17 protein-coding genes and 1 riboswitch are annotated in these 22887 nt (G+C 69.7%); of the genes, 2 read left to right on the top strand and 15 right to left on the bottom strand.

Annotated features, from left to right (window positions below):
* The 4 genes from CMC5_RS09700 to CMC5_RS09685 form a co-directional block, all read right to left on the bottom strand.
* Positions 1 to 588, bottom strand: coding sequence for a nuclear transport factor 2 family protein (locus CMC5_RS09700; protein WP_169796493.1), 588 nt, complete (start codon positions 586 to 588; stop codon positions 1 to 3).
* A gap of 45 nt (positions 589 to 633) precedes the next feature.
* The gene (locus CMC5_RS09695; protein WP_050430129.1) at positions 634 to 1539 is read right to left on the bottom strand and encodes an NmrA/HSCARG family protein; all 906 of its coding nucleotides are present in this window, start codon (positions 1537 to 1539) and stop codon (positions 634 to 636) included.
* A gap of 598 nt (positions 1540 to 2137) precedes the next feature.
* Entirely contained in the window at positions 2138 to 3295 is a 1158-nt protein-coding gene (locus CMC5_RS09690; protein WP_050430128.1) for a DmpA family aminopeptidase, read from the bottom strand.
* The gene (locus CMC5_RS09685) at positions 3292 to 5601 is read right to left on the bottom strand and encodes a D-alanine--D-alanine ligase family protein (RefSeq protein WP_050430127.1); all 2310 of its coding nucleotides are present in this window, start codon (positions 5599 to 5601) and stop codon (positions 3292 to 3294) included. The genes CMC5_RS09690 and CMC5_RS09685 overlap by 4 nt, the downstream gene beginning before the upstream one ends.
* An 81-nt stretch (positions 5602 to 5682) precedes the next feature.
* On the opposite strand from CMC5_RS09685, the gene CMC5_RS09680 reads away from it, so the two are divergent.
* Together CMC5_RS09680 and CMC5_RS09675 are read left to right on the top strand one after the other, a co-directional pair.
* Positions 5683 to 8157: an ATP-dependent helicase gene (locus tag CMC5_RS09680; RefSeq protein WP_050430126.1), complete on the top strand. Its 2475-nt coding sequence runs from the start codon at positions 5683 to 5685 to the stop codon at positions 8155 to 8157.
* 2 nt (positions 8158 to 8159) lie between these two features.
* Positions 8160 to 9197 carry an ROK family protein gene (locus CMC5_RS09675; RefSeq protein WP_050430125.1) on the top strand — a complete coding sequence of 346 codons (1038 nt, stop codon included), beginning with the start codon at positions 8160 to 8162 and terminating at the stop codon, positions 9195 to 9197.
* 274 nt (positions 9198 to 9471) lie between these two features.
* Here the strand turns inward: CMC5_RS09675 and CMC5_RS09670 are convergent, their stop codons facing one another.
* The 11 genes from CMC5_RS09670 to CMC5_RS09620 form a co-directional block, all read right to left on the bottom strand.
* Positions 9472 to 10719 (bottom strand): NAD(P)/FAD-dependent oxidoreductase, encoded by a 1248-nt coding sequence (locus tag CMC5_RS09670; RefSeq protein WP_050430124.1) that lies wholly within the window; start codon positions 10717 to 10719, stop codon positions 9472 to 9474.
* Between the two features lie 105 nt (positions 10720 to 10824).
* The gene (locus tag CMC5_RS09665) at positions 10825 to 12054 is read right to left on the bottom strand and encodes a cytochrome P450 (RefSeq protein ID WP_050430123.1); all 1230 of its coding nucleotides are present in this window, start codon (positions 12052 to 12054) and stop codon (positions 10825 to 10827) included.
* 104 nt (positions 12055 to 12158) lie between these two features.
* The gene (locus CMC5_RS09660) at positions 12159 to 12485 is read right to left on the bottom strand and encodes a 2Fe-2S iron-sulfur cluster-binding protein (protein ID WP_050435820.1); all 327 of its coding nucleotides are present in this window, start codon (positions 12483 to 12485) and stop codon (positions 12159 to 12161) included.
* A 408-nt stretch (positions 12486 to 12893) separates the two neighbouring features.
* A complete protein-coding gene (locus CMC5_RS09655; RefSeq protein WP_050430122.1) occupies positions 12894 to 13670 on the bottom strand; it encodes a crotonase/enoyl-CoA hydratase family protein in 777 nt (258 codons plus the stop codon).
* A 100-nt stretch (positions 13671 to 13770) separates the two neighbouring features.
* Positions 13771 to 15687 carry a cytochrome c3 family protein gene (locus tag CMC5_RS09650; RefSeq protein WP_050430121.1) on the bottom strand — a complete coding sequence of 639 codons (1917 nt, stop codon included), beginning with the start codon at positions 15685 to 15687 and terminating at the stop codon, positions 13771 to 13773.
* Between the two features lie 107 nt (positions 15688 to 15794).
* Positions 15795 to 16109 carry a hypothetical protein gene (locus tag CMC5_RS09645; RefSeq protein WP_050430120.1) on the bottom strand — a complete coding sequence of 105 codons (315 nt, stop codon included), beginning with the start codon at positions 16107 to 16109 and terminating at the stop codon, positions 15795 to 15797.
* Positions 16110 to 16175: 66 nt separating this feature from the next.
* Positions 16176 to 16949, bottom strand: coding sequence for a CoA-transferase subunit beta (locus CMC5_RS09640; RefSeq protein WP_245678382.1), 774 nt, complete (start codon positions 16947 to 16949; stop codon positions 16176 to 16178).
* A complete protein-coding gene (locus CMC5_RS09635) occupies positions 16939 to 17847 on the bottom strand; it encodes a CoA transferase subunit A (RefSeq protein ID WP_050430118.1) in 909 nt (302 codons plus the stop codon). Before CMC5_RS09635 ends, CMC5_RS09640 begins: the two co-directional genes overlap by 11 nt.
* A 7-nt stretch (positions 17848 to 17854) precedes the next feature.
* On the bottom strand, positions 17855 to 19195 hold the full coding sequence (locus CMC5_RS09630; RefSeq protein ID WP_050430117.1) for an acetyl ornithine aminotransferase family protein: 1341 nt from the start codon (positions 19193 to 19195) through the stop codon (positions 17855 to 17857).
* A gap of 12 nt (positions 19196 to 19207) precedes the next feature.
* Positions 19208 to 20767, bottom strand: coding sequence for an aldehyde dehydrogenase family protein (locus CMC5_RS09625; protein WP_050435819.1), 1560 nt, complete (start codon positions 20765 to 20767; stop codon positions 19208 to 19210).
* Positions 20768 to 20828: 61 nt separating this feature from the next.
* On the bottom strand, positions 20829 to 22175 hold the full coding sequence (locus CMC5_RS09620; RefSeq protein ID WP_245678381.1) for an aminotransferase family protein: 1347 nt from the start codon (positions 22173 to 22175) through the stop codon (positions 20829 to 20831).
* 476 nt (positions 22176 to 22651) lie between these two features.
* Positions 22652 to 22863: riboswitch (cobalamin riboswitch) on the bottom strand.
* Between the last annotated feature and the right edge of the window lie 24 nt (positions 22864 to 22887).

Here is a 22887-nt window from a genome sequence, read left to right as displayed (position 1 = left end):
TCACCGGGCTCCAGGGGCAGGTGGCGCTCCAGGGGGCGTCACGATCATGGTGTTGTGGAACAGAAACTCCAGCCACGCCCCATCGCGCTTCCGGAAGATCCGCGTGAACCGGAACGCCTTGACCGGGACAGGCTTGCCAGCGCGCTCGGCGACGGCGCTCAGCGTCCCCGTGACGATCGCCAGGTCACCTTCGATGAACCAGCGCGACGAGGTGATGTCGTAGGACTGGAACCTGAGCGTCCCCGAGCGGATGTCGCCGAGCAGCGCCTCCTTGTCCTGGAGCATGCCGAACACATTGTTGTGGATGTGGTCGGGCGCGACGAGCTGCTCCAGGGTGGCCACGTCGTTGCTGGCGTACGCTGCGACCAGCCGCCGGTGGAGGGCTTCCAGCTCCGCCTCGATGGCCGCGGTGTCCGCCGTTCCCTCGCTCGCCGCGGCGCCTTTCGCGGTGGCCGCATTCTCGATGGCTCCTGACGCCCCGGGGGCCGGCTGCGCTTCGGGCGGGCACGGCCCCGACATGTGCGTGGAGGAGGCGGTACACGCCGAGAGCCCGCAGGCGAGGGCCCACGCGAGGCCACTGAGACGCATCCAGCGTTTCATGAGGCCCGTACGAACCAAACCCGCACCAGCCTGTCAAGCACGCCCACCGCGGCCCTCCCAGCCGGCACGGCGCAGGAAGGCCTCCAGCGTCGACAGCCCCGGGTGGAGCGCCCGCAGCCCCGGAATGAACGCGCCGAAGCCCACTTCGTGCGCCCACCGGAACACCGAGGCCAGCTCCTCACTGAACGCCTTGACCCGCTCGAGCCCCGCGAGACTCCCGGTGAAGCGGATCTCCTTCCCCATCACCCGCGAGAAGACCGCTGCCATCTCCAGCATGGAGAGTTCGTCACCGGCGAGATCGAAGGCCGAGCCGACGAACTCCCGGGGACGATCGAAGGCCATGCCCACGAAGTGTCCGATGTCGTCGACCGCGATCACCTGCAACCGCGTCTCCGGCGCGAGCGAGAGTTCCAGGCGCCCCTCCAGGATGGGCTGCATGAAGCCCCAGGCCGGATGGACGAGGTTGTCCATGAAGAACACCGAACGCACGAACGTCCACGGAATGCCGATGGCCTTCGCGTGCAGCTCGATCCGGCGCTTGGACTCGGTGCTGGGGATGCACGGCGTCGCGGCCGCGCCACCGGCCGACGCCTGCACGAAATGCCGGACATCCGCAGCCTTCGCCGCGTCGAGCAGCGCCTTCCCTTGCCGCACCTCGTGCTCGAGGCCGATGCAGGGCCCAGGGAACCCGTCCCAGAAATTCTGGACACCGAAGACGCCGTACACGCCGCGCGTCGCCTCGGCGAGCGACGCCGCATCGTCGAAGTCGCCCTGGAGCACCCGCACGCCAGCCTCGGACAGCGCCTTCGCCGCAGGCTTCTGCGGGTCACGACACAGCGCGCGGACACGATACCCACGCTGCAACAAGTGGCGCACCACGGCGCCTCCCTGGGCGCCTGTCGCACCCGTCACCAGGATCTCTCGCTCGCTCTGAGTCATTGACGGCACGGTACACGCATCACGACCTCCGCCGTGCACCTTCGCGTCCGCCGTCCCGGCAGCAGCTCGCCCGCCCGACCCGGCAGCGCGCACCCCGCGCACCTCGCCCGGTCTCGCGATCCCCCGACGGCCCCTCCCCTCCGTCGGAATTCCCTCCAGACGCCAGCTCACCCCCCGGTCACCAGCGCACTCTCCACCGTGCCAGCTCCCCCCCCAAGTCGCTGGCACTTGTCCCCACGAGCCGGCTCACCCCCCAGTCACCAGCTGTCTCCCAGCGAAGTCAATGCATGAGACGTCGATGCAGAGCGTCCCAGTTCTGGATATAGGAGATGCATTCGGACGCGGTCAAGGCTGCACACAGCCCGATCCCAGCGTCTCGCACGTGCGTGAGTTCAGCACTGCCATTCGCTTCCACGCGCGCTCCTCTGACCACATGGAAGGCAGCTTCGTCCGTGGCAAAGAAACCATCGCATCCGGAAGAGGTCCTGCTGCAATCGGCGATTGAAGCTGTAAGCGCCCCTCAGGGGATCCCACACGCAATGTGCAACCTGCTCACACCGCGCCCCTGAGCGCCACGAGAGCGCCACGATTTCCAGTTCTATTGAGCTGACCCGCCGTGGGATCTTCCAGGATCCGATGCATGTGGAATGCGGTGACGCCGCAACAGCTCCGCCACGAGGTCGCTGGGGAGCGCCGGAGCGCGATGGCCGCTGTGACCGACCATGTCGACGCCGGCGCAGATGGCGTTGAGGATGGCCTCCTCCACGACGTCGACCGTCGCTTCGTAGAGCGGGTCGATCGTGGTGTCGAGAATGAGTTCGACCACGTGGCGCCCGTGCTCGGAAAGGCGGGGAATGCGGTTGGCGGTGCTCCAGGAGAGGATGATCTCGCCCGAGTTGTGCGCCGCATAGCCGCCGGTCCTGCCGATCGCCAGGGCGGCGCGGCGTGACAGCCTGCCGAGCTGCCGGTGGGTCATCGGCACGTCGGTCGCCACCAGCACGATGATCGAGCCGGCGGGGGCCCGCTGCGGGACGTGGGCGAAGCGGTCGGCGATCATCCGCCCGATCGGAACGCCGTCGATGCGCAGCAAGTCTCGCACGCCGAAGTTGGAGAGCACGAGCGAGCCCACCGTGTACGAGACGCCCGCGAGGTCGATGATCCGGCTGGAGGTGCCGATGCCGCCTGCGAAGTGGAAGGTCTGCATCCCGGTCCCCGCCCCGACGCATCCTTCCTCGACCGGCCCGGCCCGCACACCGTCGAGCGCCTCGGCCACATCGGCCGGCGTGACGTGGCGGCCCACGGCGTCGTTCATGTAGCTGTCGTCGCACTCGGCCACGACGGGGATCACCACGTCGTATTCCTGGCCGATCATCGGGTGCTGCTGCGAGAGCCAGGCGACGGTCGAGTCGGCCACCCGCCCCACACACAGTGTGCTGCAGAGCAAGATCGGCGTCTCGCAGAGACCCCACTCCTCGATCTGCGACAGGCCCGTCACCTCCCCTGCCCCGTTGAGCACGTAGCTCGCGGCGAACACGCGATCGAGGAAGGGATCGCCGTGGGCCGGCATGACCGCGGTCACCCCCGTGCGCACGGGCCCGACCCCGGGGACGAGCTTGCCGCTCCCCTCGACGAGGGTGACGTGGTTCACGCGCACACCGTCGACGTCGGTGATCGCGTTGTGCTGACCGACCGGGAAGCGGCCAATCGAGACGCCCAGCTCACGCAACCGGGGCTTGCGCGGGGTTCCCCCGCTCATGCGCCGTTCACTCCTCGAGGACCCGGCGGCTGCCCTCCAGCGGGTTTGTCGGACGGCGCGCTGGGCGCGGGGGCGATGGTTGGCGCCGGGGGCGACGCCATCACGGCAGGCGCCGCAGGTGTCACGGCGAGCGCCGCGGGTGTCACGGCGAGCGCCGCGGGTGTCACGGCTGGCGCTGCCGATGTCGCAGACCGGTCGACGCCCTGCACTGCGTTCACCTGCCCCCCCTGCGCCACCTGCGCTGCGGGGAGGGTCGAAGGCTTCGCGTTCGGCTCCGGCGCGCGACCTTCACGCCCCTCACGCTGCCGCTTCAAGCAGCCGGACATGATCTCTCCGATCAACGATCGGAAATCCATGCCCGCGACCCGCGCGATCGTACACAGATCGCTGAAGTCCGGCGTCAGCCCTGGCAACGGATTGATCTCGATCACGTACACCTTGCCGTCCTTCGTCATGCGCAGATCGACGCGCGCCACGTCCCGACAGTCGAGCGCCATGAAGGTATCACGTGCAACCTTCTCGATGCGCTTCTGTTCGGGCGCGGAAAGCTTCGCGGGGCACTCGAAGCTCACCGCCGTGGCCCCCAGCAGCTTCTCTTCGAAGCCGTAGACGGGGTGAGAAGGGGATCCATTGAAGACCACCTCCATGGGCGGCAGCACCTTGGGGCGTCGCTCGCCGAGCAAGCCCACGGTGAACTCCCGGCCCGGGATGTACTCTTCGATCAAAGCGGGCTGGTGGTACCGCTCGATGAGCTGCCGCGCCGCCGTCCGCGCCGAGGCCTCGTCGTGCACCACCGACGACGAGGTGATGCCCTTCGACGTCCCCTCGGCATTCGGCTTCACGATGACGGGGTAACGGAACGCCTTCATCTTCTCGCGGCCGGTCGAGAGCACCTGCCACTCCGCCGTGTCGATACCGGCGGACCGCAAGATCTGCTTGGTGAGGCCCTTGTCCAGGCAGAGCGAGAGCGTCGTCGCGTCCGAGCCGCTGTAGGGAACGCCGAGCAGCTCGCAGAGCGCCGGCACCTGGGCCTCACGGCCGCGCCCCCGGATGCCCTCGGCGATGTTGAAGACCACGTCGGGCGAGGCGTCTGCGATGCGTCGGGGCAGGTCTGGCGTCGCCTCCAGAGGGACCACCGTGTGGCCGTAGCTCTCGATGGCCTCGGCGATCGCCTGGATGGTCTTCGGCGAGTCGAACTCGGCCTCCGCGTCCGTCTCCGCGGCCTCGGCCCGGCGCATGTTGTAGGCGAAGCCCACCCGCAGCGCCCCGCGAGGGGACTTGCGCGGCGCCCCGTCCAGCAGGTGCATGAGCCCACGGCGCCGGCAAGCGCTGCGCACCACGGCCAGAATCACCCCGTCGAAGTCGACCCCCTTCTGCGACGAGGAGACGAACACCGGCTGCCCCGGCTCCAGCGAGGGCAGCCCGTCCACCTCCAAGAAATGCACCTCGTGATCCCGGTCTCCCAGGGACGAGGGCGTGATCCGGAATTCGCAGCGGACGTGGTCCTTCAGGTCCAGGGCGCGCACGATGCGGCCGGTGAGCGCACGAATTCTCTGCGCGACCGTGGAAGGAAGCTGCGCCATCCGGAAGGCGACATGCTCGGTGCGCGCGTTCTTGAGGTAGTAGTCGTAGACGTTGTAAGGACCGGCCACCGCAGGGTCGATGCAGTACTCGACCGGATCGAGAATGCCGTCCTCTCCCAGTCCATCCACGAAGGAGCAGCCCACGTCGAACCCGCGCAGGTAGCGCTCGATGAGCAACCCCGCCTCGAAGCGGGGCAGCAGCCGATCGATGACCTCGGCCAGCTCGTGCGCGTCCTCGCACACGCTCCAGGCGCTGGAGATCCCCTTCGACGACCCCTCGAAGTTCGGCTTCACGATCACCGGGAACACGACATCGTCGAGCGCGCCGCTCTCCAGGCTCGCGCGCCGGATCAGCCGGGCGCGCGGCGTGGGCACCGCGTACGACGCCAGCACCCGCTTCGTCAGCGCTTTGTCCAGCGCGATCGCGTGCGCGTAGGCGTCGGAGCCGGTGTACGGGATGCCCATCTCGTCGAACAGCGACGGATAGAACGCCTCGCGCGTCTTGCCCTTGTGCCCCTCGGCGGTGTTGAAGATCAGGTCCGGCTGGAGCGCCTCGAGCCGCGCGATGACACGCGACGCCGGCCCGCTCACCTCGATGCGCTCCACCTCGTGCCCGGCCCGCTCGAGCGCCGCGGAGATCGCGTTGATCGTCTCCGGACTATCGAACTCTGCCTCCTCGGGAGAGCCAGTGATCTTCAGGTTGTGGGTCAGAGCAATGCGCATTGTCTCCCTCGGATGTGTGCGGGTGACGACGGCGCGTCAAGCCCGCTCCCCTCGCAGCGCAGGCCGTGCTAGCGACAGCCCGTGGCGGAGCAGTACGAGCACGGAGACACCACGCAGGATCCTCGCGTGGTGATGAACGAAGAGCTGAACGGCCCCCAGGCGGACGCGGTCACACACGTCGACGGGCCGCTCCTCATCTTCGCGGGCGCGGGCAGCGGCAAGACACGGGTCATCGTCTACCGCATCGCCAACCTGCTCGCCGGCCATCACGTACCGCCGTACCGTATCCTTGCGGTGACCTTCACCAACAAGGCCGCCGGCGAGATGAAGCTCCGCCTCGAACGCCTGGTGGGCCCCGAGATCGTCCGGGACCTCTGGGTGGGCACGTTCCATTCCGTCTGCGTCCGCTTGCTCCGGAAGCACCACGAGGCCGCGGGGCTGGATCGTGGCTTCGTCATCTACGATGACGCGGACCAGCGCGCCGTCGTGGCCCGCGTCCTCAAGGAGCTCGATCTCGACGACCGCCGCTACCCGCCGCGCCAGGTCCTCTCGCGCATCCACGCCTACAAGCAAGAGGGGCGCAGCCCCGACGACATCGACTCCGACAGCTACTTCGACGATGCGGTGACGCGCTGCTACCGCGCCTACGAGCGTCACCTCAAGACGGCCAGCGCCGTCGACTTCGACGACCTCCTCCTCGCCGTGCTCCGCCTCGTCGAGGACCCGGAGAGCCTCGCCGGCGAGGACCTCCGGAGCCGCTTCCGTTACGTGCTGGTCGACGAGTTCCAGGACGTGAACCACGTCCAGTACCGCCTCGTCCGCGCCCTCTGCCAGAAGCACGACAACCTGTGCGTGGTCGGCGACGACGACCAGAGCATCTACCGCTGGCGCGGGGCCGACGTCCGCGTCATCCGCGGCTTCCGCCGTGACTTCCCCACGGCGAACGTCATCAAGCTGGAGCAGAACTACCGCTCGGTCGGCAACGTCGTCCAGGCCGCCCTCGGTGTCATCCGCCACGCCAAGGACCGCGAGCCCAAGGAGCTGTGGACCTCGAACCGCCCTGGCGATCCAGTCCAGGTGGTCGCCGCCGACAGCGAGCACGACGAGGCGGCGTGGGTCGCCGCGCGCATCCGCGAGCTCACCGAGCAGGGCGTCTCTCCGCGCGAGATCGCCGTCTTCTACCGTGTCCACGCCCAGTCGCGCGTCCTCGAAGAGGTGCTCCGCTCCGAGCGCATCCCCTACCAGATCATCGGCGGCACCCGCTTCTTCGAACGCGCCGAGATCAAGAACCTGCTCTCGTACCTGCGCGTCGTGGTCAACCCGAGGACGGACGTCGACCTCCACCGCATCATCAACGTCCCGCCCCGCAAGATCGGCGCGACCACCATCGACCGGCTGATCCAGGTCGCCGACAACCTCCAGGTCTCCCTCTACGACGCCATCCAGCCCCTCGCCGAAGGCGCCATCCAGGACGCCCACACCGGGAACAAGCCCAGCGTCACCCCGCAGATCCGGAAGAACCTCCTCGCCTTCCGCGACATGATGGAAAAGCTGCGCGAGATGGCCCGCGAGGCCTCCCCGAGCCAGCTCGCCGAAGAGATCCTCGAGCGCACCGGCTACGCCCGGCTCCTCAAGGAAGAGGACAACGCCGAAGCCGACGCGCGCCTCCAGAACCTCCACGAGCTGCTCCAGTCCATCCTCGACTACGAGGAAGAGATGAAGGCCGCCGGCGAGCCCGCCCTCCTCACCGGCTACCTGGAGCGCGTCAGCCTGACCTCCGACGCCGACACCCTGGAAGACGTCCCCAAGGTCGCGATGATGACCATCCACGCCGCCAAGGGCCTGGAGTTCCATGCCGTCTTCCTCACCGGCATGGAAGAAGATCTCTTCCCCTTCCGCAGCATGGAGCCCTCACGCAACGACGACGTCGAAGAAGAGCGCCGCCTCGCCTACGTGGCCGTCACCCGCGCCCGCGAGAAGCTCTGGATCACCCACGCCTCCCGCCGCGCCATCTTCGGCCAGACCCGCTACAACGCCCCGAGCCGCTTCCTCAAGGACATGCCCGCTTCCGCGGTCCGCGGCGTGCTCACCCCCGCGAGCCAGCTCATGGCCCGCCGTCCCGAAGGCTCGGGCGGCTTCGGCATGTCGCAAGGTGCAGGCCGCTTCGGCGGTGGCCGTGGCGATCGCGACCGCTCCGCAGGCGCACGCTTCGACGACGGACCCCGCCTCGCCTGGCGTCACCCCCAGCAAGGCGCCATGGGCTCCGCCGGCAGCGCCAGCCCCCCGGCCGCCCTCCGTAACCTCCCCGTGCGCCCACCGACCCCGTCAGCCACCGCCGCCCCTGGCGAACGCTTCGTGGAACGCGAGCCCGATGTCGAGAGCGACGGCGAGGCCATCTCCTTGCGCCGCGGCTCCCGCGTCCAGCACGACCGCTTCGGCCTGGGTACCGTGAACAGCATCGACCCCGGCCCCGACCCCATCGCGAGCGTCACCTTCTCCGGCTGGGGGACCAAGCGCATCATGGTCCGGTTCCTGAAACCGCTCGAAGGGAGATGAGCATGACGGGGGGGATCACCATCGGCGTCGACCTCGGCGGCACCAAGATCGAGATCGCAGCGCTGAAGCTCGATGCGCGGCTGCACGCCTCCGGACCCCACCCCGCCGGCCCGAGTGCCTCCGCGAGCAGCACCTCCAGCGCGAGCACCGCCGTACCCGACGTCGTCGCCCGCCGCCGCATCCCCACCCACCGCGAGCGCGGCTACGACGCCGTCCTCGAAGAGACCGCCACCCTCATCGAGTCGTTCGCTGCCGAGCTGGGCCTCGACCTGCGCCACACACCCCTCGGCGTCGGCATGCCCGGGAGCATCACCCGCGCTGGCCTGATCAAGAACGCCAACACCGTCTGCCTGAACGGCCGCCCCTTCCGCACCGACCTCGAAGCCCGCCTCCGTCGCCCCACCGCCTTCGACAACGACGCCAACTGCTTCGCCCTCGCCGAGGCCTTCCTCGGCGCCGCCGCCCCCTACCGCGACGGCGTCGTCTTCGGCGTCATCATGGGTACGGGCGTCGGCGGTGGCCTCGTCCTCCACGGCCGCCCCTGGCCAGGCCCCCAGGGCATCGCTGGCGAGTGGGGTCATCATGGCGTCTACGCCGACCGCGGCGCCCCTTGCTACTGTGGCCAGCGTGGCTGCCTGGAGCAGTACATCAGCGGCCCCGCCGTCGAGGCCGACTACGCCCAGCGTGCCGGCACCGCACGCCACCTCGACGAGATCGCCGCCCGCAGAGACCACGACCCCCACGCCCAGGCCGCCCTCGACACCTTCCTCGACGCCTACGGCCGCGGCCTCGCCAACCTCATCGACATCCTCGACCCCAGCGCCGTCGTCCTCGGCGGAGGCGTGAGCCAGCTCGACCTCCTCTATGACGAGGGCCGCGCGCGGGTCGCCCGGTACGTCTTCAACGACGAGCTTTCGACCCCCATCCTCCGCAACGCCCTCGGCGACTCCGCAGGCGTCATCGGCGCCGCCCTGCTCGGCGCAGCGAAAGCGGACGCCTGCTCCAGCCCCCCCTCGTCACGCGACCCAAGCCCACGCTGAGCATCGATTCCGGACGGTCTGGGACCATGCTCCGTCGGAAAGACGCCCATGACGCGCGGGTCACATATCGCGCAGGTTATCGACAGCGGCGACATCGTTCACAGATGCCCTGCTGGGTGAAACAGCAGCACCAACTTGCGATCTCCACTCGCGACGTGGCCCGTTACCTCGACGCGACAACGCCCCCTTCCGAGCGCATCGACGCCCCCCGTCACCTCGACGCAGCGACGCCCCTCACCCCATCGTCGCCGCCCTCACCCCGGCGATGCCGTCGTCATCCCAGCGTCGCCAGCGCCACGTTCTCGTCTGCGAGTGCCGCCGGATCCAGCACCGCCTTCGCCGCGACCAGCTTCTTCGCCGCCACGAAATCCGCCGGCCGCCCCACCACGTCCGCCGCGATCAGGTGCCCGTCTGCCAGGTAGAACGCCGAGAACGCCCGGTTCTCCATCGAGCCGCGCACCACGCACCGATCGTACCCCGTCGACAGCCCCACGAGCTGCAACCGCATCCCGTACTGCTCCGACCAGAACCACGGCACCGCCGGCGTCGGCGCCGCCTTCCCGAGCACCGTCGCCGCGGCCACCCGCGCGTGCTCCATCGCGTTCGGCACCGACTCCAGCCGGATCCTTCGCCCCGCGTACGCGCTCGGCTGGTTCGCGCAGTCCCCCACCGCCAGCACCCTCGGGTCGGACGTCTGCGCCAGCGCGTCCACCACGATCCCATCGTCCACCGCGAGCCCCGCTGCCTCGGCCAGCTCCGTGTTCGGCACCAGCCCGATGCCCACCAGCACCACGTCGGCGGCGATCCGCTCCTCCACCCCGTCCTGTTCCACCACCACCTCGCGCACCGCCTCACCCGCCTCGTCCAGCGTCACGCCCTTCACCGTTGCCGGCATCCGGAACGTCACCCCGCGATCCCGGTGCACCCCCTCGATGAACCCCGACACCTCGGGCCCCGTCACCCGCGACAGCACCCGCGGGGCCACGTCGATCACCGTCACCTGCACCCCGAGCTGCACCGCCGCTGCGGCCACCTCCAGCCCGACATACCCCGCCCCGATGAGCACCAGGTGCTTGCCCGCCACGAAGTGCGACCGCATCCCCTCCACATCGGGGATCGACCGCAGGTAGAACAGGTTCCCGAGCTTGTACGGGTCCACGCCCGGCAGCTCCAGCATCCGCGCCCTACCTCCGGTCGCGAGCACCAGCTTGTCGTAGGCGAGCCGGCTCCCATCGTGGAGCACCACCTCGCGCGCCTCCCGCTCGACGGCCGTCACCCGCGTCCCGAGCTTGAGCGCGATGTTGAACCGCTCGTACGTCGCCTCGGGCTTCAGGTAGAGCTGCGCGAGCTGCACCTTGCCCAGCAGAAACCCTTTCGAGAGAGGTGGCCTCTGGTAGGGCGGGTGCGCCTCGTCCCCCACGAGCACGACGCGCCCCTCGTAGCCTTGCTGCCGGAGCGAGGTCGCCACCTCGCCGCCAGCCTGCCCTGCCCCCACGATGACCACCGTCTCTTCCACGTTCATCACTTCTGCTCCAGGGCCTCGATAGCACCACCGTCGTCCGCAAGCGCCTGTTTGTTCCGGCGCGCGGATCCCCTGGGCGCGCCATCAAGCTCGCTTGCGCGGTGCTCAGCCCCGGGCAGGTGTCCAGCCCAGGTGCAGCTCGTGCACCGTGTTCACTGCACCCGAAGCGAACACCGGCTTCGTCCCCGGCTTGATCCCGAACTCCGGGATCCGCTTCAGCCACTCCTCCAGGAAGATCCGCAGCTCGGTCCTGGCCAGCGTCGACCCGGGACAGCGGTGCGGCCCATTGCCGAACGCCGCGTGGGGCGCCGGCTTCGGCCGCAGGAAATCGACCGTCAGCGGCGCCTCCACCGTGCGCTCGTCCAGCCCCGCCAGGTGATTCGGCACGAGGATCCGCTCCCCCTCCTTGAGCTGCACCCCCTTGAACACGAAGTCGTGGGTGATCGTGCGCGTCGTGTTCACCAGCCCGTGACGCCGGATCAGCTCCTCGACCGCCTGCGGCAGGAGTGTCGGGTCCTCCGCGAGCTGCCGCCGGTGCACCGGGTGCTGCGCCATGAACCGCGCCACGAACCCCAGCATCGACGCCACCGTGTCCAGCCCGCCGACCAGCACCAGCATGCACAGGCGGATCGCCTCGTCCTGCGTGATCGGGCGCCCGTGCACCCGCGACCCTGCGATGTGGCTGATCAGATCGTTGCCAGGCCGCTCCGTCCGCTGCGCCACCCAGCCGGCGACGTACCTCGCCAGGTTCTGGTACGCGAGCCCCGCCGTCTCGGCGCTCTTCGGCCGGATCAGATCCTCGGCCCACGGCAGCAGCGTCTCCCGGTCCGCCCGCGGCAAGTCGACCAGATCGAGGAACACCACCACCGGGAGCTCCTTCGCGAAATCGCCGACGAACTCGCACTCACCCCGCGGCGCGATGGCCTCGACGAGCGCCACCGTCACCTCGCGGATCTTCGCCTCCATCGCCCCCACCGCGCGGATCGAGAACGCCGGCGAGATCAGCCCCCGGTAGGCCCCGTGCTGCGGCGGATCCAGCTCCACGGGCAGCGCCGTCGGCGCCCCTTTCGGCCGCGCCGTCGGGATGGACACATCCCTGTGCGAGAACCGCTCATGATCGGTCTGGATCACCACGATGTCCTCGGCGCGGGTCGCCACCCAGTGCCCACCATTGCGCGGCGTCCAGAAGATGTCCGGCCCCGACACCTGCACCTTTCGCCACGCGAGGTGCAGATCGTCTTCCATCCCTGCCGGGTGGAACACGTCGAGATCCACCACCAGATCCACCGGCACGTGGGCCGGAACGCCCCGCTCTGACTCCAGCTCATTGTTCATGGCGTCGAAATTCCCCCTGTCCTCGTCGTCTCACACCGAATCCGGACGCTCGTCCCTCGACGCCGCCCGTCACTCTCCGGACACCCGTCTTCCGACGGCGCCCGTCACCCTTCCGTCTGCGAGACGGGCAAATGGACCACCAGCCCCTCGAGCGCCGGGGTCACCTGCACCTGGCACGCAAGCCGGCTATTCGGCCGCACGTGGAAGGCACAATCGAGCATGACCCGCTCCTCCTCCGAGGGTTCCGGGATCTTCGCCACGAACGCCTCGTCCACGTAGGCGTGGCACGTCGCGCAGTTCGTGTAACCACCGCACTCAGCCAGCATCCCTGGCACCAAGTGGTCCATCGCCGCCTGCATGACCGACGTGCCCTCCTGCGCCTCGACCTCGTGCTCCGCCCCACTCGACATGACGAACTTGATCCTGGGCATGATCCCCTCCTCCATGCGCCGGCCTGCTGCATGGGATCGATGCCCCTGCCCCGGCTCACGTCGTCTTTTCGCTGTTTCCCCAGCGACGACACATCCGGACGACGCGGACATGGACGAGAGGTCTCGGACCCGTCGAAAACGACCCCAACGAGAAACGCCGCCCCGGACACGCACCGCCGGACCGCCGGACTCGCAGCGCCGGACACGCGGCGCCAGACACGCAGCGGTGATCACGTAGTCCAGAAACGCCGGACTCGCAGCGCAGGACACGCAGCGCCGAGCCCACCGGACACGCCATGCAGAACGCTCGACCAGGCGAGACACGAGGACGCACGGCGCCTGGCCGACCACGCCGACACGCGGCGCTCAGCCACTCCGCACGCCACGCGCAGCCCCCTCCCCGCCAGCTCAGCGCCCCTTGAAGTCCCCGTTCCTCCGCTCCACGAACGACCGCATCCCCTCGGCTGCGTCCTCCGTGGCCATCAGCCCTCGCGCCCGCTCCGTCAGCCGCAGCGACTCCGCCTCCACCCCCTCGGTCAGCGCCGCCCGCGCCGACGCCATCGTCACCTGCACCGCCAGCGGCGCCTGCAGTGCCACCCGCTGCGCCAGCGCCGTCGCCCGCGCGAGCACCTCGCCCACCGGCGCCACCTCTTGCACCAGCCCGATCCGGTACGCCTCCGCCGCGTCCAGCGCGTCACCCGTCAGCATCCACCGCATCGCGTTCCCCCAGCCCGACAGCGCCGGGAACCGCAGCGTCGCCCCACCGAACGGGAAGATTCCCCGCTTCACCTCGAGCTGAGACAGCCTCGTGTCCTCCGCAGCCACCCGGATGTCGGCGGCCAGCATCAGCTCCACCCCGATCGTCAGACACCAGCCCTGCACTGCGACCACCATCGGCTTCGTCAGCCGCCGCGGCCCCAGCCCCAGCGGATCCACCCGGTCCACCGGAAACAGCGTCCTGCCCGATGCCACCGCCGGCCCCACCTCGGCCAGGTCCAGCCCTGCCGTGAAGTGATCCCCGCTCGCGAACAGCACCCCGCAGCGCAGGTCGGCGTCGTCCTCGTACTCCGTGTAGGCCGCAGACAGCTCGTCGAGCATCGTCAGATCGAACGCATTGCGCTTCTCCGGCCGGTTCAGGCCGATGCGGATCACGTGCCCCTGTCGCTCGACGGTGATTCGTTCCATCCCCGACAAGGTACACGCAGCCCCACCAGCGCGACCAGCCACCACCCCCGCGCTCTCGATGCCGAGCCCGCGCCCGCTCCACCCCCGAGCCCGCGACCGTTCAGGGCTGAGCCGGCGCCTTCCGCCCGCCGCTCCCGCCGGCCCCCTGCGCGTTCACCCAGCGCCTCGCCTCCGCCGCGATCGTCCCCATCTCCCCGTCCAGATCGATCCCCAGCGGCACCCCCGCCACCTTCTCCATCGCGTGCCCCACGAAGTACCGCGCCAGCGGGTACGGATGCGCCAGCATCGGCACCATCCGCGGCAGCGCTGCCTTCCCGGACGCCTCCAGCATCGCCGCCGCGGCCACCACCTGCTCGTGCGGCAGCCCCCACGCCAGCGTCGCCTCCATCGCCTTCACCCCCAGGTCCTTCCCGTAGAGCTTCTCCAGCGCCTTCCGGTCGTACTTCTTCCCCCACCACCCCTCCATCGTCCCCGACAGCTCCGCCACCGACTTGTCCACGTGGCAGAGCGCGCATTCCAGCGGCCGGTCTCGCTCCACCCGCTCCTCGTCCGTCGGCGACCCGATCCGGTGGTAGCGCGTCAGGCTGTAGTCGAGCGCCATGTTCTTCCGCGGCATGTGGCACGCCACGCACGCGCTCCCGGCCCCCTCCGCCGCGTGGTGCGTGTGTGCCTGCACCGAGGCCGCGTCCTTCCCGATCTCCCCGTGGCACCGCACGCACGTCCCGTTCCCCGCCACCGTCCCCAGCCGCTCCATCTTGCTCTTCTCGTCGGCCGCGTGCGGATCGTGGCAATCCACGCAGCTCATCGCATTCGCGCATCCGCCCAGCAGAAAATCGCGCCCTTCTCCCGAGTTGATCGAGCTCCCGCCCGCATTCCCATTGCGGCTTCCCCCCTCCCACGTGGGCTCGTATGCCGATAGCAACACACTATGGCAGCGCGAGCAGACCCGGTTGATGGCCGAGGCCCGGCTCGGCACCTCCTTCGCGGGCAGCTTCACCTCGAATAGCGTGCTCTTCACCTCGAACGTCGGCAGCGTCGCCTGCGACGCCGCGTGCTCCTTGCTCCCGTTGTGGCACGACTCGCACCCGATCCCCACCTCCACCAGATCCCGCTGATCCACGTGCTTCAGCGACGCCTTGATCGCCTGCTCGATCACCTCGCCCAGCGACCCCTCCGCCGTGCGCGGCGACCGGTCCGACACGTGCCCGATCTCCTCCTCCAGCGCCCGCCGTAGCCCTGCCTCGTCGGTCACCTCCAGCTTCCACTGCCGCGACAGCGGCAGCAGCCGGTCCGTCACCGACCCCTGGTACGGCTTCCGCCCGTCCAGCAGATCATCGTAGAGGCTCGCGAAATACGGCGCCGTGTTGTGGCAATAGATGCACGTCTGCCGCCACGACATCCCAGGCCGGAGCCCCTCCCGCTCCGGCACCATCACCGAGTACCCCTTGTACCGCCACTGGTTCGAGAACAGCAGCCACGACACCGGCATCACCGGCTCCGCCCGCGGATCGGACACCGTCCGGTCCTGCGCCCCGGTCCCCGTCACCTCCACCCCCACGTAATCCTCTCGGAACCGCCCCCCGATCACCTTCGTGATCTTGAACAGCTTCTCCGGCCGACCCGCCCGCGCGATGCGCATGTACCGGCGATCCTCGTGCGTCTCCATCGACGCCACGTCCGACTTGAAGTGGAACTTCCTCCCGTCGAACGGCGCCCGGATCGCCCCCGGCTCCGCCAGCCGCGTCATCCGGTGCATCGGCGAGTCACGCCACGCCTTCGCCACGTCCCCGTGGCAGTCCACGCATGCCGCTGACCCCGCGTAATCCTGGCGCAACACGTTGCTCGCAGCCGTCCGCTCCTGCCCACCCCCGGCCTGCGCCCCGGAAGCCCTCCCCTTCTCCGGCGCCACACCGCTGAGTGCCCCTGCGCAGCCTGCGACCGCGAGCAAGCTCGCCACCAGCCACCCCGAATCCAGGCGCCGCAGGGCGGAGAGCAGACGCGGAGCACGACCCGACATCCGACGAAGGTCGGCCGGCCGTCGCCCTGGTGTCAACCCTCGCGGCCTTACGCTGCCCGCGGCCCTCGCGCTCCCCCTGGCTCTGAGCTTCCTCGCGACCTTGCCGGCTACCGACCGCGCGCGTCCGTCACGTCCTCTCGCCGCACCAGCGCCACCTCGCACGCGCTCTCCCCGACCAGGAGCCGCGCCTCGTCCCAGCTCCACACCCGCTGCGTGGCGCGTGGCCGCACGCCCCCGAACGTCGGCAGCTCCACCCAGGGCAGCCCCAGCAGGTGCTCCCCCCACCGCTTCAGCACGCTTTCCCGCACCTCCAGCGACGTCAGCGGCCCCGACTCGTCACGCCCGTCCGCGTGCTCGACCCGGTACACCCACCCACGCCCTCGAAGCTCCTGCTCGAAGTAGATACGCAGCGTCGCAGCCAAGAGACTCTCCTCAGGCAGGTCGACCCACGCCCCACAGGCCGGCCGCCACCCTCTCCATCACCCGCCCTACAGGTAGAGCCCTTGCGGATCGAGCCGCTCCCGCAGCAACCGCAGCGTCGCCAGATCCGGCGACGGCGACGACTTCAGCGCGCTCGCCACTCGGAGCGGCCACCCGCACGCCGCCTGCACCTGTTCCGCCGTCACCCCCGGGTACATCTCGGTCAGCACCGCCTCGCCCGTCTCGTCGAACGTCAGCACCCCGAGGTCCGTGATCACGCACGTCGGCCCCCCGCCCGGCATGCCCAGCTCTGCCCGGCTCTTCCCGTGCATCCGGTGCCCAGGGCTGGTGATGAAATCGCACCGCTCCACGAACGTCCGCTTGCTCATCCGCATCGTGATCAGCAGCCGCCGCGCGTGCACCGCGATCTCGCAAGCCCCACCGCTTCCTGGCAGCCGCACCTTCGGGTTCGCGTAGTCGCCGATCACCGTGGTGTTGATGTTCCCGAAGCGATCGATCTGCGCGCCCCCCAGAAACCCCACTTCGATGCGCCCGCCTTGCAGCAAGCACTGGAACACGTCCGCCTGCCCCACCACCGCGAGCGAGTCCGTCACCAGCGACGGATCCCCGATCGACACCGGCAGCCGCTCCGGCACCGCCCCCACCGCACCCGACTCGTAGATCATGAACAGCCCAGGCGCGTGCGTCGCCCGGGCCAGGTTGCAGGCCAGGTTCGGCAGCCCGATCCCCACGAAGACCACGTCCCCGTCCCGCAGCTCCTGCGCCGCGCGGAAGGCCATGCGCTCCGACGCACTCGGCGCCGTGACGGCTTCAGTAGCCATAGTCCACCCCTTCACACGGACGCGGCTTCGCCCGCAGCTTGTCGAGCACCCCCGACCCGAGCTTCTTCAGGTAGCCCTTCCGGTCCTCGACCCCGAACACGAACTCGTCCAGGTAGGCCTGATAGCTCTCCGGCTTCCGGGAGATCTCTTCCCATTGCACGTAGAAATCGTTGTCCCGATCGTGGAACCCCTGCACGAAGCTCGGGTGACAGCCCCACGGCTCGTGCACGACGTGCGACACGATGATCCCTGGCACAAGCGTCCGGTTCGGGTCCCGCCGGATCGCCTCCGTGGACACGATCTCCTCCGCCACCACGATCACCTTCCGCGCCGCGAAGGCCACCTCCTTCTGCGACCCGAGCAGCCCCCACACCTGCGCGTTCCCCTCCCGGTCCGCGCGCTGGCAATGCACGATCGCCACGTCCGGGTGCAGCGCCGGCACCGTCGCCAGCACCTTCCCCGTGTACGGGCACGCCACCGTCCGGATCGATGGATTCGCCTGCGCGATGTCGCCCCCGAAGTAGTTGTTGAGCGGCCAGAACGGCAACCCCGCGCTCGCCGCCAGGAACCGCGAGAGGAGCCCGAAATGCGAGTACTCCTCCAGCTCCAGCCGCTGCGCCGAGCTCGCCTCGCTCCGCCGCCGCAGCGCGTGCAAGCTCCCCACCCCTGGATTCCCTGCCCAGCTGAAGACCAGCCGCTTCACGCAGCCCGCCTCGATGAGCTGGTCGTACACGAGGTCCGGCGTCAGCCGGATGGCCGTGAGATCCCGGATCCCTTGCCGGATGATCTCGTGCCCCGCCGCGAAGCAGATCAGGTGGGTGAACCCATCGATGACCAGCGAGCTCCCCGACGTGACCGACGAGGCGATCGCCTCCCGCATCGAGCACAGCTTGTCCATCGCGCCCTCAGACTTTCCCCGCCGCCCAGTGCCGCGCGTCCAGCTCGACCAGGCACGCCTCCAGCACCCCCAGCAGCACATCCACCTCGTGCTTCCCCACCACCAGCGGCGGCGCGAAGCGGATCGTCGACTTCCCGCACGACAGCAGCAGCACCCCCTTCTGGAACGCGAGCTGCTCCAGCTCCCCCACGTACGCGCTCGCCGGCTCCAGCGTCCCTGGCTTGACGAACTCGGCCCCCACCATCAACCCCACGCCGCGCACGTCCCCGATCACCGGGTGCCGCGCCTTCAGCGCCCTGAGCCCAGCTTGCAGATAGTCCCCCGTCTCCCGCACCTGATCGAGCAGCCCCTCCACCACATCCAGCGTCGCCAGCGCCGCCGCGCAGCACACCGGGTTCCCCCCGTACGTGCTCCCGTGCGACCCCCGCGGCCAGCTCATCACGCTCTCCTTCGCCACGATGGCCCCGAGCGGCATCCCGGACGCGATCCCCTTCGCCGACAGCAGGATGTCCGGCATCACCCCGAAGTGCTCCGCCGCGAACATCTTCCCCGTCCGCCCGATGCCCGACTGCACCTCGTCGAACACCAGCAGGATCCCGTGCTCGTCGCAGATCCGCCGCAGCTCCTCCAGGAACCCGACCGGCGGCACCACGTAGCCCCCCTCGCCCAGGATCGGCTCCACGAAGATCGCCGCCACCTCCCGCGGGTCCACGTGGTTGACGAAGTACTCCTTCTCGAGGAGCCGCGCCGGATGGCTCGCCTCGTCCCCGCCCCCCTCGCTCCGGTACGGGTTCGCGTACGGGATGTGGAGGATCCCTGGCAACAGCGGCCCGAAGAACGCCCGCTGCGCCACCTTCGACGAGTTCAGCGAGATCGCGCCGTACGTGCGCCCGTGGAACCCGCCCTTGAACGCCACCACGTACTGCCGCCGCGTGTGGTGCCGCGCCAGCTTCAGCGCCCCCTCCACCGCCTCGGTCCCCGAGTTGGTCAGGAACACCTTCTTCGGCCCCATCGCCGGCAGGTAGCTCGCCAGCCGCGCGCAGATCTGCGCGAACGAGTCGTAATAGAAGTCCGTCCCGCAGATGTGCAGGAACCGCTCCGCCGCGCTCTTGATCGCGCTCACCACGTGCGGATGCGCGTGCCCCGTCGACGCCACCGCGATGCCCGCCATGAAGTCGAGGAACCGGTTGCCATCGACGTCGTACACCCAGGGCCCTTCCCCCCGGTCCACCACCAGCGGGTACTCCTTGATGTACGACGGTGACGCGTACTGCCTGTCCAGCGCGATGATCTCCCGCGCTCGGGGACCAGGGGGCGCGACCTGCACTTCGGGAAACAGCATGCTCATTGGAACCTCGAATCAACCCATCCGGGTCTGGGACTGCTCACGCATGAACTGGGCGACGTAGTAGGGACCGCAGCCCCCCTTGCCGGTCGAACCGCTCCCCTTCCAGCCAGAGAACGCCTGCACCCCGGGCCACGCCCCCGTCGTCGCCCCCGTGCGCCGGTTCGCGTAGAGCACCCCCGCCTCCGCGTGCTCCAGGAAGAACGCCACGTCGGCGTCCTTGCGGCTGAAGATCCCCGCCGTCAGCCCGTACGCGCAGTCGTTCGCCAAGGTCAGCGCCTCCTCCAGCGCGCCGAACCCCGTCACCCCCACGAACGGCAGGAACAGCTCCTCGCGCATCAGCCGGTGCCCGTGCGCGATCTCCACCACCGTCGGCGCCACGAAGTACCCGTCCGAAAGCGCCCCCGCGAGCCGCAGCCGCTCCCCGCCCGCGTGCACCACACCATCCCGCCGCGCCTCCGCCGCCGCGTGCTCGAACCGCGCCACGGACGCCGGCTGGATCACCGGCCCCACGAACGTCGGCACCTCCGTCGGGTCCCCCACCCGCGCGCTCCGCGCCTTCTCCGACAGCCCCGCGAGGAACGCCTGCTTCAGCGACTCGTGCACGTACACCCGCGACAGCGCGCTGCACTTCTGCCCCGAGAGCCCGAACGCCGACCGGAAACACCCCTCGATCGCCGCCTCCAGGTCCGCGTCCTTGCACACGATCGCCGGGTTCTTCCCGCCCAGCTCCAGGAAACACGGCCGGATGCGCGTCGCGTTGAGCTGCCCGTGGATCGCGTACCCCACGCTCTTGCTCCCCGTGAACGCCACCCCGTCCACGCCGGGATGCGCCACCAGCGCCGCCCCCAGCGTCTCCCCTTCCCCGTGCACCACCTGGAACACCCCGTCGGGGAGCCCGGCGTCCCTCAGCGCGTGGAACAGCCCCTCCGCGCACCACGGCGCCTCCTCGCTCGGCTTCAGCACCACCGCGTTCCCGCCGAGGAGCGCCCCCGCGCTCATCCCCGCCGCCAGCGCCAGCGGGAAGTTGAACGGCGCGATCACCACGAACACCCCGTACGGCCGCAACACGCTCCGCGTGTCCTCGTTCGGCGACAGCCGCGCCAGCGGCTTCACGAACCCCTGCGCCTCTTCGAGCTGCCCCGCGTAGTAGCGCAAGAGGTCCGCCGACTCCTCCACGTCCCCCAGCGACTCCAGCCGGTTCTTCCCGACCTCCAGCGCCATGATCGCCGACAGCGAGAGCCGCCGCTCCGAGATCAGGTCCGCCGCCTTCCGCAGGATCCGCGCCCGCTCCTGCCAGGGCGTCGCGCCCCAGCCCCGCTGCGCCTCCCGCGCCACCCGCATCACCCGATCCACCTCGCCCACGGGCGTGCGGTGGAAGCGCGCGAGCAGCTCCCCGGGCCGCGCCGGATTGCGGCTCTCCAGCAGATCCCCGCTCTCGAACGCCTTGCCCCCGATCCACGACGGGAACACCCCACCAAGCCCACGGCGCACCGCTGCCAGCGCCTCGTCGAACTGCGCGTGCAGCGCCGTCATGTCGGCGTCGAGAACCGAATACGTGATGCGAAACGTCATGACCCCTCCGTACGCGGCGCCGTCCTGCCAGCGTCGCGAACCGAAACCGTGATGCACACCGTCATGGCCTCTCCAAGCAGTGCGTGATCCCCTGGGCGAGCTTCTCCACCAGCTCGTCCACCTCGCCCTCGGTGATGGTCAGCGGCGGGCCGATCATCACCAGGTCTCCGTCGGTCCCATCCGCGTGCCCCGTGTTCGGCCACAGGATGAGTCCCTCCTCGAAGAGCCGATCCAGGAGCCCCTCCACCACCTTCCGCGCCCGCGGGAACGGCCTCCGCGTCGCCTCGTCCTCCACCAGCTCCACCCCCGCGATGAGCCCCACCCCCTGCACCGAGCCCACGTGCGGCAGGGGCAGCACCACCTCCCGCAGCCGCCGGTGGAGCCGCTCCCCCATCCGCGCCGCGTGGTTCACCACGTCGTGCCGCTCGAAGTAGTCCAGCACCGCCACCCCCGCTGCCGTCATCGCCGGCGCTTGCAGGTACGTCTGCGCGTGCATGAACCCCCCGGAGCCCAGCCGCATCTCCTCCAGGTGCGCTTGCTTCACCAGCAGCGCGCTCAGCGGCACGTACCCCCCGCTCAGCCCCTTCCCCAGCACCAGAAGGTCCGGCGAGAACCCCAAAAGCTCACTCGCGAAGAACCGCCCCGTGCGCCCGCAGCCGCACATCACCTCGTCGGCGATCATCAAGATCCCGTGCCGCCGACAGATCTCCCCGACCCGCTCGAAGTACCCGGGCGGAGGCACCGCCGCCCCTGCCGACGACCCGATCACCGGCTCCGCGATGAACGCCGCGATCGTCTCCGCCCCCTCGCGCACGATCGTCTCCTCCAGCAGCCGCGCATAGTGCGCCGCCCCCTCGCGCTCGTAGTCGTCGAGCCCCGACCGATACGGATAGGGCGCCGCCGTCGTCACCACCTCCGACAGGAGCGGCCCGAAGAACCGCTTGTAGTGCGGCCGCCCCGACATCGACAGCGCGTAGAGCGTGTTGCCGTGGTAGCTCGGCATCCGCGCGATCACCTTCGCCCGCTGCGGCTCCCCCCGCTCGACCCAGAGCTGCCGCGCAAACTTGATCGCCGCCTCGATCACCTCCGACCCCGACCCGAGGAACGCCGCCCGATCGAGCCCCGCCGGCGCCATCGCGCACAGCCGCGCCGCGAGCTGCTCCGTCACCTCGGAGGTGAAGTGCGTCCCGTTGACGTACGCCACCTGCACGAGCTGCTCGTGCACCCGCGCCGCCACCTCCCGGTTGCCGTGCCCCACGCTCGCGACGAGCGCGCCCGCCGACCCGTCGAGGTAACGCTTCCCCTGCCGGTCGAACAGGTACACCCCCTGCCCGTGCGAGACGACCGGATAGGTGCGGCCCAGATTGCGCAGGAGGACATGCCCCTCCGGATAACGAACCGATTCCACGGCCAATCACCTCGCAACCTCAGGGCACACGTCCGCCCTCTCGGAGCGAACACGCACCCGCCTCGTCGAAGCACACGTCCGCCCTTCTGGAGCGAGCGCGCGCCAGCCCTGCCGAGACACACGCCCGCTCTCACCGAGCGACCATGCCGCCGATTCTCCGCGCATTCACGACGACCATTCCAAGGCCATCGCGTCCCACGCAATGACCCCACGGAGCACTGCAATGCAGCGCCCGCAAGCCCGCGCAGGCCATGCCCATCACGCCTTCAGGGCTCGAACCCCTGAAAGACGACCGTCTATCGATGCATCACGGCATCCGGAACCAACGACCTCCGAATCCTTCATCGCCCAAGAGGACGACCTGGAATCACCAAGGAGGAGGCTCGAAATCCGGGGTCACGCGAATCCGCATCGACCTCGACATTCAACCTTGCCGCCTTCCCTAGAGGCTCCAGGCCGGACCGCCCGCGAATGTCTCTCGCGCACGGATGCTGGCAGGTCTTCGGACTCGCGAGCCTTCCGGCATGACGCCGGATTCCTACTTCCCGCCGCTTCCCAGCTCCCTCGGGGAGCCAGTGCACCAGACGGGTTTCGTTCTCACTCACCGCTGCCGGGCAGCCCCGGATTCACACCGGGTTCCCTATTAAGCCTGCGCACGGGCGCAGGCACCAGCACGTCGATCCCGTACCCTCAGGAGCCTTCGCCTGTCAAG

Source organism: Chondromyces crocatus (assembly GCF_001189295.1).
Taxonomy (GTDB): Bacteria; Myxococcota_A; Polyangia; order Polyangiales; family Polyangiaceae; genus Chondromyces; species Chondromyces crocatus.
This window is presented reverse-complemented; position numbering and strand designations above follow the sequence as displayed.